Source organism: Mucilaginibacter sp. GW821-FHT07G05 (genome assembly GCF_059418565.1).
In genome coordinates this window covers 371,862-385,666 of sequence record NZ_JBWKQC010000002.1, presented here as the reverse complement: position 1 = coordinate 385,666, position 13,805 = coordinate 371,862, and the positions used below count along the sequence as shown (strand labels likewise).

Here is a 13,805-nt window from a genome sequence, read left to right as displayed (position 1 = left end):
TTTAGTGGTGAGCTATTTCTTATAGGCTTCGTAGGTAGCGGCAACCTTAATTTGTATACTTTCGGCTATCTTTTTAAATACTATTTGAGGGATCTCTATGTTGTGGTCTTTACACAGCACCATAAACTCTGACGACAGGCTTACCACCCCTTTGCTTACCGTTATTTTACCGGGGATGGTACGGTTTTGCTTTACGCCATGCACTTCCAGTACGCCGGTTACATTCACGGCGAAGGTACCATCCTGCGTTCCGCTTATTTTTTGCGATACCTTGCCCTTGAAAGTGGCATTGGGATATTTATCGCTTTCCATATAGTTTTCGTTAAAATGCTCCTGCATCAGCGCCTTCTGAAACTGCAACGAGCGGATAGGTAAGCTGAAGCTAAGGTCGCCGGTGGTGGCATTGAATACCGATACAGCCTTTGCCGAAGAAGCATCGATATTCTCCAGCGGAGCTTCAGAATATAGGCTGATCTTAGCATTTTTACAGACATAGATCTCCTGCCCCACCTGGTTTGTGCTAAACCAGCTAAGTAAAATTAAAGCGATATATTTCATAGATTATTTGGGTTTGCCTGTCTTGAAATTCCAGCCTACGCCCACTGCCACACCTGTAGTTTTCAGATCGGCTTGCGAAAAACCGATCTCCGTTAGCGGCAGTTTGAGGTAAGGTTGTACAATTAAATTGAACTTTGAATTTATTTGTCGTTGATAGCTCACGTTAATATTAGCCACACCAAAAATGTGCTGATTTTGATTGGTGACCGTCATTTTTCGCACATCGGTTGTGTTGGCGTAGGTATAAGTATACTTTTCGCTCAGCATAAAGTATGATGATAAGCCCGTACCCGCGCTAAAGCTATTTTTGCCTTTACTGTAAATTTGATAATTGATGTTTAGCGGAACATCCAGCACATTGCAATTGGCAGCCACTGTTGCCGGCATGTAAGCCCATTGCCTTTTGTACTGATCGCCGTTGGCAGCATACGGTTTTACAGCGTAAGATGCACCTGTAGTAATACTCCATTTATTAGAGATGCGGTAGGACAACATTACCCCTGCGGATGTACCCACACGGCCATTATTAAACGAACCCACACCGTTCACATCCGGCGCAGCCAAAATACTTAGTGCGAAACGAGGCGCTTTATATGGAATTATTGCCATCCCTTCAACCCGATCTACAATATGCATTGCGGAGCTATCCGTTTTTTGCTTTACCGGACCATCTGATATATCCACCTTATTATTAGCGGCTGCAATCAAGTTCGAATCAGCATTTCGATCACGAGTATTGGTGTTCGTATTAGCTGATGCAATCAGGTCCGAATCTTTTTTGTCACCATTGCTGATATTGTTTCCCGCCTTGCTTTTCGGATCATTTGCTGTATAAATGGCATCCTTATTAGCATTGCTGCCAGCCTGTTTCCCGCTCTTTCCACTTTCGGCAGTTTCGGCAAGCAAAGGTTCTTCGTTTTTCATCCTCGCATTATCTGTCTCCAAACCCTTGCTGCCTTGTAACTGCACACCCCTGTTAGTTGTTGTATCGTCAGTTTTACTTCGCGTTGCCTGTTGCTGTCCGGTTTTAGTGATCAGGTCGGGCTTGTTATTGTTTTTAGCGCCCTTATCATTGTTCCCTAAGTAAAACCAGCCTAAAGCCAATATCAACATGGCAGCAATACTGCCTGCAATAATGGTAAGCCTGCGCACAACTCCCCTCCTCGCCGGACGCTCGTCCAGCATTTTTTCCATCGCATCCCAATCCGCATCATGAAAAGCAATATGATTTTCCGCATCGGATAGCCCGTCGCTAAAAATCTTATCTATTTTATTACTGTCTTGCTTTTTCATCTTATAATTCCGTTACCTAAAAAGGTAACTTTTAAATTCGCTGTACTAATGGCTACTATCGGGGTGTAGGCTGTGCCCGAATACTGCCCCGGTAAATTATCTGCATCGGCTATCATCTTCTTTAACTTATCGCGCGCCTTAAAAAGGTTTGATTTTGATGTGCCGCTGGTTATTCCCAGCAATTCGCCAATCTCATCATGCGTATATCCTTCAATGGCGTATAAGTTAAACACAGTTCGGTAGGCATGGGGCAGCTGCTGTATCATGGCCAGCAGGTCATCATACCTCAATTTTCTATCGGGCATATCATCATTAGCTACCTCAGCGGCTTCGTCAATATCATCGTTATACATCATTTTAAGATTGTTACGATAATAATCGATACTCGTATTCATCATAATACGGCCCAGCCATGCCTTAAAGGGCTTGCCATTATCAAACTTATCCAGGTGACTAAACACTTTGAAAAAGCCTTGGTTCATTATTTCGGCAGCCTCATAGCGATTGCCGGCATATCGTAAACATATACCCATAGCAAAACCATAAAATGTTTTGTACAACATTTTTTGATCGAGCCTTTGCTGTTTTATACAACCGGCGATTAAATTTTGTAGTTCTGCTTCTCCCATACAGGCGGTACCGCTTTCATTTTAAAATTACGCCTTTTTACACATAACACGAAGATACTTTAGCAATGGTTGCCTCAACTATTATATTTTTTTGAAAAAAGTAATATTCAGACTGGCTACTGCTTCGACATAGCCACATATCACTGTATATCAATAAATTAAAAACAACCAAGAGTTGTAATAATATTATGGGCAGGTTTTACAAATTAATAATATTGATTTACAGCCACATAAATACTTTCTGAAAATTCTTTTACAGGCACAGGCAACCCATCCGGATTTGAGGGCGTACTCACTTTATAAAATTTAATTTTTAATCACATTTTCTCAACTAAAATGAAATCAACACATCACAAACTGATGATAGCGGCCATTGCGGCGGTTATTATCTCATTCGCTTCGGCCTGTAAAAAAGATTCAAACAATACCGACAATACCAAGCCCGACGAACCTACAATAGTAACCGGCGTAAAGCTTACCCAAAATGCCACTTTCGGTAATATCATTACGGATAGCAAAGGTCGCTCGCTTTACTTTTTCGCTATTGATGCCGATGGAAACTCTAACTGTAACGGCCAATGCGCCGTAGTATGGGCGCCTTTCTTTAAAGAAAACCCTGAACTGGGCACCGGTCTTAATGCTGCTGATTTCGCCGTAATTACCCGTACCGATGGCAGCAAGCAAACCACTTACAAAGGCTGGCCGCTTTACTACTACCAAAGCGATAGCCAGGCCAATGATGTAAAGGGCGATAAGGTTGGCAACACCTGGTTTGTAGCCAAGGCAGATTATACCGTTATGCTGGCTAATAAACAATTGGTTGGGCACGATGGCGTTAACTACAACGGCCAAAGCCAGCCCGCTACCGAAGTAACCCAATACATTACCGATGCAAGCGGACAAACGCTATACGATTTCGCGCCGGATAAATTCAAGAAGAACAACTTTACCAAACCCGATTTTTCAAACAACGCGGTATGGCCTATTTACGAGGTAGCCACCGTAGGCAGCATTCCGTCGATATTGGATAAAACACAATTTGACGTGATTGATGTGTTCGGCAAATCGCAATTGGTTTATAAAGGTCACCCACTGTACCATTTTGGTACCGATGCTGGTGTGCGCGGCAACACTAAAGGCGTAAGTTTCCCTACACCGGGTGTATGGAAAATAACCAACTCAACCACTGTTGATGCTCCTGCAAACTAATCAATTATATCCTTTACCAACAGGCGCAGTAATTTCGCTTGTTGGTATTTTATTTACTGCGGATATGGTTACACCGGCAAAATATCTCCATTAACTGCCACACAATAAGTAAACAGTACCATAAATAATTGCGGGCACTTGCATAGCTTTACCATTATTATGGAACAAAAACTCCCTTTACCGCCGTTCACTTTTGAAACGGCTACCCAAAAGGTTCAACTGGCCGAAGATGCCTGGAACAGCCAGGATCCGCAACGGGTATCATTAGCGTATACTATTGATACCGAATGGCGCAACCGCGATAAATTTATTAACGGCCGTGCTGAAGTAGTGCAGTTTTTAACCGCCAAGTGGCAAAAAGAACAATCGTACAAACTAAAGAAAGAGCTATGGGCTTATACCGATAACCGCATTGCCGTACGTTTTGAATACGAATACCACGACCATACCGGGCAATGGTACCGCGCCTACGGCAACGAAAACTGGGAGTTTGACGAGAACGGCCTGATGCAAAAACGCTACGCAAGCATCAATGATCTGGCTATAGATGAGGAAGACCGCAGACTTTAATACCACAGTTTAGCGGTATATTTGCACCCGTTGTAAAGCCCTTTTTACTATGAACCGGAAGAATGAAGTTACCCAACTGCTTAAAATTGAACACCCCATAATTCAGGCGCCTATGCTTGGCGTTACTACGCCCGAAATGGTGGCTGCCGTATCAAACAATGGCGGACTGGGTTCATTACCTGTAGGTGGTTTACCGGCAGAGAGAACTCGTACGCTCATCCATCAAACCAAGGCATTAACTCAAAAACCTTTTGCGGTTAACCTATTTGCTAACGCGAATGCCATGCCCAACAAAGAGCAGGTAAAACCGATGCAGTATTTTATAAAGCAACTTGCCGCTAAACATGGTTTGGATTTTGAAGAACAATCCGTAGATAGTCTTGAATATTATACCTATCACTACCAGATTGCGATATTGATAGAAGAGCACATTCCTGTAGTTAGTTTCACCTTCGGGATAATTGACGACGAGAGCATTGGGGCTTTAAAAAGGGCAGGCACCATACTTATAGGTACTGCAACCTCAAGTAAAGAAGCGGAACTGATAGCAGCCAAAGATATTGACATGATCACCGCGCAAGGCATTGAGGCAGGCGGGCACAGGGGCACATTTTTAGATGATGAACCGTTGCCTATGGTTGGCTCGATGTCGCTGATACCGCAAATTGTTAGCAGGGTTACTAAACCTGTAATTGCCGCGGGCGGTATTATGGATGGCGGCAGTATTAAAGCAGCCTTCGTGTTAGGGGCAAAAGCCGTGCAGGTGGGTACCGCGTTTATAGCAAGTGATGAAAGTATGGCCATTGCGGCATATAAAACAGCCTTACAAAACAGCGTGGAAACGGACAGCGTGATCACACGATCTATTTCGGGCAGGTGGGCCCGCGGTTTACGAAATACGTTAATTACTGAATTGGAAGCATCAGGCATTGAAGCAGCACCATACCCCGTTCAGTACAGCCTGGTCATGGCTTTACGTAATTTAGCCCTTGCCGCAGGCAATATTGAATTTATTAACATGTGGGCCGGGCAATCAGGCTATAAAGCACAAGCTAAACCCAGTGCCGAAATATTGCTGGATTTGGTTAAACAGGCAGAGATGTTATAAGATTTTTGTTGGCTGATAAAGTTTGCTTTGTATCTACCCATTGCGGTTTTTGCCTCACCCAACCCTCTCCATGGGAGAGGGCTTTAGAAAACACTTCTTTCATCGTCAGCAAACAGCTTCGGGCAAAAACGGGCAGAACTATGAGGGCCAAGAGCGCAAAGGCGGGCATAGCGAACTTGTTGCATGTGGGATGGGAAATGCGCGGCGGGGCAAAAGTTCCAGCCCAAGTTCTGACTGTTTTGCAGGATATGGCCTCGTGCGGCAAAGAAGCCTTTTGCTGGACAAAGGGTTTTGTTACTTTTGCCCTCAAAAGTAATGGGGCTCTGCGCCCAAGAGCAGACCAACGTTAATTGCAGCACAAGCAAAACCTAAGTAGAGATTGCTTCGTTCCTCGCAATGACGCGCTTTTTTATGGATTAATTCGCTCTTCGCAATTAAACGCTTCTTATACCGTATTTAAAAATACAACTGCACCATGTGCCGCCAATACTTAGGCCTGTGGGCTTCTTCGTTCCATATATAGAGGGAATTGTTGATGCCTTTTTTCGATAGCTCACTACTTAGGTAACGGTTATCATCCAAAAACGCATCCTCTTCGCCTACGGCTATAATGATATCCAGTTTGCGGATCTGGCTGATCAGGGCTTCATCATACAGGTTGCTGATGTACTGGTTAGGCATGTTGAAGTAAATATCTTCGTTATGATAGCCATCCAACAAGTCGCGGAACATTTTGATAGGTTGCGATACATCATACCTGCCGCTCATGCCCACTACTTTGCAAAACAGTTGCGGATGTTTAAAGGCAAGGTTTACCGCGTGGTACGCCCCCATGCTGCAGCCGGCAGATATTACCGATGAACCCGTATTAATTTCATCAATAAAAGGGATCACCTCGTTAACGATGTAACCTTCGTATTGAATATGCCTGCGGATACGTTCGCGGGGAGGGATATTGAGGTTGTAAAAGCTTTCCTGGTCTATACTGTCAACACAGTATACCTGCAATTCGCCGGCCTCAATGCGGGGCCGCAGGGCTTCTATCACCTTCCAGTTTTCGTAATCGTAAAACCGGGCCATGCGTGTTGGAAAAAACAGTACAGAAACACCGCCGTGCCCGAATATCAATAACTCCATGTTCTTACGAAGCGAGGTACTGAACCACTTATGATATTCTCTTTTCATCCTTTATATTAATGTTGAAAGATGCTCACTGTTTATAACATTATTGTTAAATAATCCTGATGCTTTCCGCAAGTTTTGGGTAGAGGGCGTTTTTCCATAACTCATACCCTTTAGCGTTTAAATGCAGCCCATCATTGCTGTAATACTCATATTTCGGGAAGCCCTTGGCATCAATCATCTGGTTATACACGTTAACAAATTGCCAGTTATGAAAATGATGCACTATGAGGCTCTCGATAATACGGTTGCTGTATTTAAACTTCTCTATCAAATGCCAGCGGGCAATACTTGGTTTAAGCGATATAAAAAAGCAGGGAATGCTGCCAAACGTGCGGTGCACATCGGCCGCGAACTGCTTAAAAAATATAAATACCTCTTCGGGGTTGCGCCCGTCGCCGAGGTCGTTATCGCCTGCATACAGCACAATAGCCTCGGGTTTGTATGGAGCTACCACACGCTCGTAAAACCAAACACAACCTGCCAGGGTAGATCCGCCAAAACCTAAATTTACCGGACTAAACGGCTCGAAATCTTTTTGCAGCGTACTCCACATACGCATGGACGAGCTGCCATAAAAAAGCACTTTAGGGTTGTACCCTAATTTGCTTCGTTCACTTTCTAACCGTCTAACCTCGTCTTCGTACCAATACATATTGTGTTACATCCAAATATAAAAAAGCTTTATCGCATTCAGCGGATAAAACCGTCAAAATAACATTTAAAATAATGCACTATTTAAACTTCCCTCCCTGTGCTTCGGGCGGCAGCGGAATAAATTCCGTTTCGCCAGGTACAGGTGCAAAGTTTTGCTCGCGCCAGTTTTGTTTAGCCTGTTCAATCAGCTCGCGGCTGGTGGCTACAAAATTCCAGTATATAAAGCGTTCCTCGGGGAACGCGTCGCCGCCAAAAAAGTAAATGGTGGTATTTTCGGCCATAATGAACTCGCACAGGCTGCTGTTTTTAGCTACCAGCAGTTCTTTAGGGGCATAGCTTACACCGTCGGTTTCAATACTGCCCTCCAGTATGTACAACCCGGCTTCGCCATACAACTCATTCCCTATCCTGATGGTTTGTTTAACCGTGCTTTTCAACTCCAGAAAATATAGCGGACTATATACCGGTACCGGCGATTGCCTGCCCATGATACTGCCTGCTATCAGCTTATACTGTACGCCATCGGTTTCCCAGGTGGGTAGTTCATCTTCGGCAGCATGAAAAAATGCCGGTTCCATTTGCTCCAGTTCCTTGGGTAAGGCCACCCATATTTGCAGCCCATGCATTTGCTTATCCGAATGGCGCAAGCGCTCGGGTGTGCGTTCGGAGTGGGCTATGCCCTTTCCGGCTGTCATCCAGTTTACTTGTCCGGGTTCAATCTCAATCGCGGTACCCAAGCCGTCGCGGTGCATTATATTACCTTCAAATAAATAAGTAAGGGTAGAAAGCCCGATGTGCGGATGCGGGGGAATATCGATATTATGATACTCGTTCAAATTAACCGGCCCCATGTGATCGATAAATATGAACGGACCAACCATACGTTTACTGCTAAAAGGCAGCAAACGGCCTACTAAAAAATTACCGATATCGCGCGGACGTTCTTCAATAATGAGGCTGATGTTTGACATGGCTGTTTTTATTTAGCTACAAGCTGCAATGTACTACATAAATGGTATATAGCTATAACGGGAGCGTAAAAGCTGTGTTAAAAAATCAACAGCAATAAAAAAGCAGGCTTTGTGAGGCCTGCTCTTTTATTGATATGTTAACAAGTTCCTTTTGCGAGAATGGTATTGAAGCAACCCCATCGTTCACACATTATCCCTCAACACCTACGGGATTGCTTCGTATCCATGCATGACTTGCTTTAAAAAAACTGTCATTCTGAACGCAGTGAAGAATCTTCTTCGCTATGCTTATCTGCGATAGATGCTTCGTTCCTCAGCATGACAGTGGAGTGTGGTGGTGTGCCATCGTCTTTTACCTTTAAATCTACAAAAAATTAAAATTCTCGCAATGACACACCTTTTTGACCTGTTTAATTAGCGGCCGCCGTTTAAAGCAGCCAATGCTTGTTCAGGTGATGATAGGTACAGTTTGTATATATCGGCTGTTCCGCCTACGTGGATTTCAAAGGTGTCGTTGTCGATAGCATTCAGCAGGTCGGTTGCTACTACTGATGGAGGGATACCATTTTCGCCGCCTATTTCTTGTGAAAAGTCAGTGTTTACTAAAGGAGGCATCAGTTCGTAAACCTTTATAGAGGTATCCTGAAGGGTATGGCGCAAAGCCCTGGTATAAGAATGCAATGCCGCTTTACTTGCCGAGTAAGTTGGTATGTTAATACCCGGTACAAAAGCTACTATAGACGAAACGTTTACAATAGCGGCTTCTGCCTGTGTTTTTAACAACGGTAACAGTTGCTCGTTCAGATTAATGATAGCCAAGTAGTTGGTGGTTATTTCTTCGGCTGCTTTTTCAAAAGCGCCGCTGTTGTCATCCAATTTATAGTATGATGCCGCGCCCGCGTTGTTGATCACTATGTTGAGTTGAGGAAAATCGGCGTTTATTTTATCTGCCAGTTGTTTTACTTCAGCAGGGTTGCTAACGTCGGATACAATGGCGGTTACGTTTTTAAGTTGAGCGGCGGCTTTCTTCAGCCTCTCCTCGTTACGGCCTGTAATAATTACGTGGTTGCCCAGCGCATCAAATTGTTTAGCAATTTCAAACCCGATACCTGCGCTTCCGCCGGTTATTAATACGGTGTTGTTTGTAGTTTTCATTTTCTTCTTTTTTTAGTTATTGTGATATTTTAAATTAATAATATACCAATTGGTATATTATTAATTTAAAAATTACCCGATGTAATGATATCGAAATTTGTTTTCATCCTATCGGATATTGACGAAGCAAATATACCACTTGGTATATATTTTAGATATTATCAGGGCAGGAATTTTATCATCACAACCTCATCTTTAACTGACGCTTGTTTTACAAAGCCCAGCTTTTCGCAAAGGCGGATAGCTTGCGGGTTATTTTTACGGGTGATGCCGCGCACCATACGGCAGCCCGGAATTTGGCCCGCAAATGAAATGGTTAAAATGAACGCTTTTTGCATCACTGACCGCCCCCAGTAATCAGGATGAAGCGCGCCGCCAATTTCTACAGAGCCTTCTGCGGGGTTGTAATGATGCAGCGCGCAGTCGCCAATAATGCGTTCTGGCGCTTCAGAAGCCCTAATTGTCCGGATATAAAAGCACGAAGCAATAATTCGGCGGGTAAAATCTATGGCGGTTTCACCAGGCAAAAACGGACTGCTGCCAAAACTTTGCTGCAATTGAGGCAGGGCGTACAGATCATAAAACGCCTCCGAATCGGCTTCGATAAGGGGTTTTAGCAGGATGTCGGGCTGCCCCGGTTTTTCCATATTAAAAATATTTTCCTACAATTACTACTCTATTTTTTGATAAATATAAGCCTATGTTTGAAGAAATACTTACTGACAGGTGCCGACTAAATGTGCTGAATGCTAAAGACGAGAAAGAGGTTATCACCGGGATCGATAACGATCAGGTTATTAAGTATTTTTCAGTTTCGCCCAAAACCTTCCATAAAATTGAGTTCAGGCGGCATTGGTTTAATAAGCTGATGGAGCCCGGTACCAGTCTTTGGTGGGCCATCAGGTTTAAGGATAGTGACGAAATTATTGGCGGCTGCGGCTTTAAGGAGATAGATCACTATAAGAACAACGCAGAGCTTGGCTTTTGGCTGCTGCCCCAGTATTGGAAAAAAGGCATTATACAGGAAGTGATACCCCATATTATCCGTTATGGTTTTGAGCAGCTGAACCTCCTGCATATCGAAGCCATAACCGAAAGCGAGAACGAAGCCAGTCAGAATGCTTTGCTAAAACTGGGTTTCACCCCTGCCCTCACCCTGCCCGACTGCCAACTGAAAGATGGCAAATACATCAGCCTGTATGTATTTACCCTCTTTAATTTGCGCTGTTGCGGCTGAATCTTACGCCTCTGCTATTTCGGGTTGCGAAACCTGTTCAGTTTTTGTTTTAAAGTACTTGGTAAAGTTAATAAGCAATACGCTGCCCAAAATTACTACCAGCCCTAATATTTGCAGCAGGCTTATATTTTCGTGCGCGAATACAACGCCCAGTATAACCGCTATGACCGGGTTAACATAAGCATAAGTACTCACCTGCGTAGCCGACCGTACCGACAGCAACCATACATAAGCGCTAAAGGCCACTATAGAACCGAATATTACCAGGTAAGCCACCGCCCACCATGCGCTTGCCGGGATGGCGGCAAAATCGATACCCGTAAACTCGCCATGTAACAGGCTGAACGGAACAAAGGCCACACCCGCAGCTATCATTTGCCAGGTAGTATTTACACTGGCCTCGCCATCGCTGGCTTTATATTTTGAATACAACGAACCTGCCGACCATGAGATAGAGCCGATCACGAGGATGACCATATCTGAAATATGCGTTTTTGAATTAACCCCGAATGATTTACTCAACTGCTCGCCAAATAGTAGCATAATACCCGCGAAACCTATAATGAGCCCCACAATGGTATAAGTGTTTTTAAAGTTCACCTTCCAGTGCGAAACATCCATCAGTATAAACCAGATGGGCGCGGCCGATACCAGTATGGCTGTAACCGCGCTGGGCACAGTACGTTCGGCCCATATCAAACAGCCCGTTCCGCCAAACAGCATCAATGCGCCGCTTATGGCCGAGTGGATGTTGTTTTTGGCTATCCATAGCTTTTTACCGGTAAACAGGCACCATGTAAATAGTAATAAACCCGATGCGAGGAAGCGCATAGCGCCCATCATAAACGGAGGGATCCCTTTTACGGCTATTTGTATAAAGAAATAGGTTGATCCCCATACAACGTAAACCAGCGCGAAAGCGATGATCACCAATAATGTGGAAGCTTTTGTATTTTGAGTAGTCATGATTGGTTGGGTTAGTAGTGATTTAAATACGGTATTTATTTTACAGGGATAACCAGTTGCTGCTGCTCCTTCACGGTTTCGAGCACTATAGTTGTCCGCGTACTTTGTATGTTAGGGATCTGGCTGAAATGCGTTCGCATAATGTTCATCAGCGATGCCGAATCATAGGTACGTATCTTCACCAGGTAACAATCGTCGCCGGCAACGTGGTGCACTTCCTGCACTTCGGGTATTTTGGCAATTTCATCGGTAACCAGGTTATCGCAGCCCGGCCCAACATTGGCTTTGATGAAGATAAAGGCCAGTAACTTTTGCTGTAGCGCCACCGGATTAATACGAGTAGTATATTGCTGTATTACCTTCTTTTGTTCCAGTTTTTTTACCCGCTCCAGCACACCTGATGGTGCCATACCTACCTCGCGTGCTATATCGGCATTTGATATACGGGAGTTCTCCTGCATCAAATTCAGTATTTGCAGGTCTATCTTATCTAATACAAACTCATTTTCGTTAATCATTCTGCAATATAACCAAAAAACAGAATTAAATTCAAATTATAAATCTAAAAATGAATAAAATTCTATTTAAATCATTTCAATATTATACTGAGATGACACAAGTACTATTACTAAAAGCATTTATCATAATAATATGATTTATATCTATATATTTATGCACCAATTATTTAACACTATATGAACAAATTCTTTACACTACTCTTAGTGGCCACCCTTTTGTGGAGCTGTAAAAAAGAACATCAGGCCGAAGTTATAGAGCCCGAAAAACCACCTGTAGAAATCCCCGATTCGGCAGCCTTAGTTCAGGTTAAGTTTGAAGCCGCCAAAAACCCCGGCAAAATAAGCGGTGATGTTTTCGCTACCATTACCGGTAATGAGATAACCGCCCTGCTGCCTAACCTGCAACAGAACAAAAAACTGGTAGCTACCTTCACTATCAAAACAGCTTCGACCAAAGTAAACGTTAAAGATACCTTGGTACAAAGCGGCACAACCGTTATTGACTTTTCGCAGCCGGTGGTATATACCCTTACCACACCAAAAGGCAAAACCCGCAGTTACAATTTTACCGTGCGGAATTTTGCAGGCTTGCCCATCTTCACTATTACAACCGAAGGCGGCGCGCCGGTAGATTCTAAGGATACCTATGTAAACGCTACCATGTCTGTAAACACCAATCTTAATTTTGTGCAGGAGAAAACCGTGATCCCGCTGCAAATTAAAGGCCGTGGTAACTCAACATGGGGGCATCCCAAAAAACCTTACCGTTTAAAATTTACCGAAAAGGCAAGCATGCTGGGCCTTACTGCCGCCAAAAACTGGGTGTTGCTGGCCAATTACTCCGACAAAACACTGATACGTACCAGCATAGCATTTGACCTTGGCGCTAAGTTAGGTTCAAATTACACACCCGATACCCGCTATGTAGATGTAGTGCTTAATGGTACTTACCTGGGCAGTTACCTCATGACAGAGCAGGTTGAAGTGAACCCGGGCCGTGTTGAAATTACCGAACTCAAAAAAGGCAATACATCGGCCGAAGAAATTACCGGCGGTTACCTCTTAGAACAAGATGGCAGGCTTGATGCTGATTACTGGTTCCGTACCAATAAGAAAGACGTACCGCTTACCTTTAAATCGCCGGATGCACGTGCACAGGCACAGATTGATTACATTCAGCAATACATGAATGATTTTGAAACGGCTTTATACAGTGATGATTTTGCCAACCCGACTACCGGTTACGCCAAATACATCAATACCGACTCATTTATCAACTGGTTTATTGTGCAGGAAATTTTCAGCAATGTGGACGCGAGGGATTTCAGCAGTATATTTTACTATAAAGACAGGGGCGGCAAACTGGGCATGGGTCCGCTTTGGGATTTTGATCTTTCGGCAGGCAACAACGATTATACCGATTCACGCTACCCTACCGGCTGGTGGATAAAGGATGGTCCGTATTTTTCGCGCCTGTTTCAGGATCCTGCATTCCGCGCCAAATTTAAAGCCCGCTGGAACGCTGTTCGTAACGGCCCCATACAAGAGATGTTCACGGATATCGATGCCACATCGGCCAAGATCAATCTTTCGCAAAGGCAAAACTTTGTTAAATGGCCAATACTTAACGAATATGTATGGCCAAATCAATTTGTGATGGGCACTTACCCGGAAGAAGTTAAACAACTCAAAAAATGGCTGAATGAACGCGTCATTTGGATGGACGGCGAGATCAGCAAATTCTAACCAAAA

Annotated in this window: 15 protein-coding genes; 5 read left to right on the top strand and 10 right to left on the bottom strand. The window is 44.0% G+C overall.

Annotated elements, in window-relative coordinates; genetic code table 11:
• Window positions 1-12 precede the first annotated feature (12 nt).
• From AC07NA_RS06060 to AC07NA_RS06050, 3 genes are read right to left on the bottom strand one after another with little or no spacing between them, the layout of a single operon-like run.
• Window positions 13-558 (bottom strand): YceI family protein, encoded by a 546-nt coding sequence (locus tag AC07NA_RS06060; protein ID WP_494896540.1) that lies wholly within the window; start codon window positions 556-558, stop codon window positions 13-15.
• Between the two features lie 3 nt (window positions 559-561).
• A complete protein-coding gene (locus AC07NA_RS06055) occupies window positions 562-1,851 on the bottom strand; it encodes a porin family protein (protein ID WP_494896538.1) in 1,290 nt (429 codons plus the stop codon).
• The gene (locus AC07NA_RS06050) at window positions 1,848-2,414 is read right to left on the bottom strand and encodes an RNA polymerase sigma factor (RefSeq protein ID WP_494896537.1); all 567 of its coding nucleotides are present in this window, start codon (window positions 2,412-2,414) and stop codon (window positions 1,848-1,850) included. The genes AC07NA_RS06055 and AC07NA_RS06050 overlap by 4 nt, the downstream gene beginning before the upstream one ends.
• 402 nt (window positions 2,415-2,816) lie before the next feature.
• On the opposite strand from AC07NA_RS06050, the gene AC07NA_RS06045 reads away from it, so the two are divergent.
• The 3 genes from AC07NA_RS06045 to AC07NA_RS06035 all read left to right on the top strand — a co-directional run bounded on the left by AC07NA_RS06045 (window position 2,817) and on the right by AC07NA_RS06035 (window position 5,367).
• Complete coding sequence (locus AC07NA_RS06045) at window positions 2,817-3,689, top strand: hypothetical protein (RefSeq protein WP_494896535.1); 873 nt, start codon at window positions 2,817-2,819, stop codon at window positions 3,687-3,689.
• 159 nt (window positions 3,690-3,848) lie between these two features.
• Entirely contained in the window at window positions 3,849-4,259 is a 411-nt protein-coding gene (locus tag AC07NA_RS06040; RefSeq protein WP_494896533.1) for a nuclear transport factor 2 family protein, read from the top strand.
• A gap of 49 nt (window positions 4,260-4,308) precedes the next feature.
• Complete coding sequence (locus AC07NA_RS06035; RefSeq protein WP_494896531.1) at window positions 4,309-5,367, top strand: NAD(P)H-dependent flavin oxidoreductase; 1,059 nt, start codon at window positions 4,309-4,311, stop codon at window positions 5,365-5,367.
• 456 nt (window positions 5,368-5,823) lie between these two features.
• Here AC07NA_RS06035 and AC07NA_RS06030 read toward each other — a convergent pair whose 3' ends face one another.
• From AC07NA_RS06030 to AC07NA_RS06010, 5 genes are all read right to left on the bottom strand, one after another.
• A complete protein-coding gene (locus tag AC07NA_RS06030; protein WP_494896529.1) occupies window positions 5,824-6,552 on the bottom strand; it encodes an esterase family protein in 729 nt (242 codons plus the stop codon).
• A 46-nt stretch (window positions 6,553-6,598) separates the two neighbouring features.
• On the bottom strand, window positions 6,599-7,204 hold the full coding sequence (locus tag AC07NA_RS06025; RefSeq protein ID WP_345210158.1) for a GDSL-type esterase/lipase family protein: 606 nt from the start codon (window positions 7,202-7,204) through the stop codon (window positions 6,599-6,601).
• Between the two features lie 79 nt (window positions 7,205-7,283).
• Window positions 7,284-8,177: a pirin family protein gene (locus AC07NA_RS06020; protein ID WP_494896527.1), complete on the bottom strand. Its 894-nt coding sequence runs from the start codon at window positions 8,175-8,177 to the stop codon at window positions 7,284-7,286.
• Window positions 8,178-8,591: 414 nt separating this feature from the next.
• Window positions 8,592-9,332: an SDR family oxidoreductase gene (locus AC07NA_RS06015; protein WP_494896525.1), complete on the bottom strand. Its 741-nt coding sequence runs from the start codon at window positions 9,330-9,332 to the stop codon at window positions 8,592-8,594.
• Between the two features lie 161 nt (window positions 9,333-9,493).
• A complete protein-coding gene (locus AC07NA_RS06010) occupies window positions 9,494-9,979 on the bottom strand; it encodes a GNAT family N-acetyltransferase (protein WP_494896523.1) in 486 nt (161 codons plus the stop codon).
• A 53-nt stretch (window positions 9,980-10,032) separates the two neighbouring features.
• Here AC07NA_RS06010 and AC07NA_RS06005 point away from each other — a divergent pair, with 53 nt between their 5' ends.
• Window positions 10,033-10,569, top strand: a complete 537-nt coding sequence (locus AC07NA_RS06005; RefSeq protein ID WP_494896521.1) for a GNAT family N-acetyltransferase — start codon at window positions 10,033-10,035, stop codon at window positions 10,567-10,569.
• Between the two features lie 3 nt (window positions 10,570-10,572).
• On the opposite strand, the gene AC07NA_RS06000 is transcribed toward AC07NA_RS06005, so the two are convergent.
• On the bottom strand, window positions 10,573-11,535 hold the full coding sequence (locus AC07NA_RS06000; RefSeq protein ID WP_494896519.1) for an EamA family transporter: 963 nt from the start codon (window positions 11,533-11,535) through the stop codon (window positions 10,573-10,575).
• Between the two features lie 35 nt (window positions 11,536-11,570).
• Window positions 11,571-12,053 (bottom strand): Lrp/AsnC family transcriptional regulator, encoded by a 483-nt coding sequence (locus AC07NA_RS05995; protein WP_494896517.1) that lies wholly within the window; start codon window positions 12,051-12,053, stop codon window positions 11,571-11,573.
• Between the two features lie 177 nt (window positions 12,054-12,230).
• On the opposite strand from AC07NA_RS05995, the gene AC07NA_RS05990 reads away from it, so the two are divergent.
• The gene (locus tag AC07NA_RS05990; RefSeq protein WP_494896515.1) at window positions 12,231-13,799 is read left to right on the top strand and encodes a CotH kinase family protein; all 1,569 of its coding nucleotides are present in this window, start codon (window positions 12,231-12,233) and stop codon (window positions 13,797-13,799) included.
• Window positions 13,800-13,805 lie beyond the last annotated feature (6 nt).

Excerpts from the sequence above, each read along its gene's own strand:
- AC07NA_RS06060 (WP_494896540.1), bottom strand. The coding sequence starts at position 558 with ATGAAATATATCGCTTTAATTTTACTTAGCTGGTTTAGCACAAACCAG.
- AC07NA_RS06035 (WP_494896531.1), top strand. The coding sequence starts at position 4,309 with ATGAACCGGAAGAATGAAGTTACCCAACTGCTTAAAATTGAACACCCC.
- AC07NA_RS06045 (WP_494896535.1), top strand. The coding sequence starts at position 2,817 with ATGAAATCAACACATCACAAACTGATGATAGCGGCCATTGCGGCGGTT.
- AC07NA_RS06020 (WP_494896527.1), bottom strand. The coding sequence starts at position 8,177 with ATGTCAAACATCAGCCTCATTATTGAAGAACGTCCGCGCGATATCGGT.
- AC07NA_RS05995 (WP_494896517.1), bottom strand. The coding sequence starts at position 12,053 with ATGATTAACGAAAATGAGTTTGTATTAGATAAGATAGACCTGCAAATA.
- AC07NA_RS06010 (WP_494896523.1), bottom strand. The coding sequence starts at position 9,979 with ATGGAAAAACCGGGGCAGCCCGACATCCTGCTAAAACCCCTTATCGAA.
- AC07NA_RS06030 (WP_494896529.1), bottom strand. The coding sequence starts at position 6,552 with ATGAAAAGAGAATATCATAAGTGGTTCAGTACCTCGCTTCGTAAGAAC.
- AC07NA_RS06025 (WP_345210158.1), bottom strand. The coding sequence starts at position 7,204 with ATGTATTGGTACGAAGACGAGGTTAGACGGTTAGAAAGTGAACGAAGC.
- AC07NA_RS06050 (WP_494896537.1), bottom strand. The coding sequence starts at position 2,414 with ATGTTGTACAAAACATTTTATGGTTTTGCTATGGGTATATGTTTACGA.
- AC07NA_RS06040 (WP_494896533.1), top strand. The coding sequence starts at position 3,849 with ATGGAACAAAAACTCCCTTTACCGCCGTTCACTTTTGAAACGGCTACC.
- AC07NA_RS05990 (WP_494896515.1), top strand. The coding sequence starts at position 12,231 with ATGAACAAATTCTTTACACTACTCTTAGTGGCCACCCTTTTGTGGAGC.
- AC07NA_RS06055 (WP_494896538.1), bottom strand. The coding sequence starts at position 1,851 with ATGAAAAAGCAAGACAGTAATAAAATAGATAAGATTTTTAGCGACGGG.
- AC07NA_RS06000 (WP_494896519.1), bottom strand. The coding sequence starts at position 11,535 with ATGACTACTCAAAATACAAAAGCTTCCACATTATTGGTGATCATCGCT.
- AC07NA_RS06005 (WP_494896521.1), top strand. The coding sequence starts at position 10,033 with ATGTTTGAAGAAATACTTACTGACAGGTGCCGACTAAATGTGCTGAAT.
- AC07NA_RS06015 (WP_494896525.1), bottom strand. The coding sequence starts at position 9,332 with ATGAAAACTACAAACAACACCGTATTAATAACCGGCGGAAGCGCAGGT.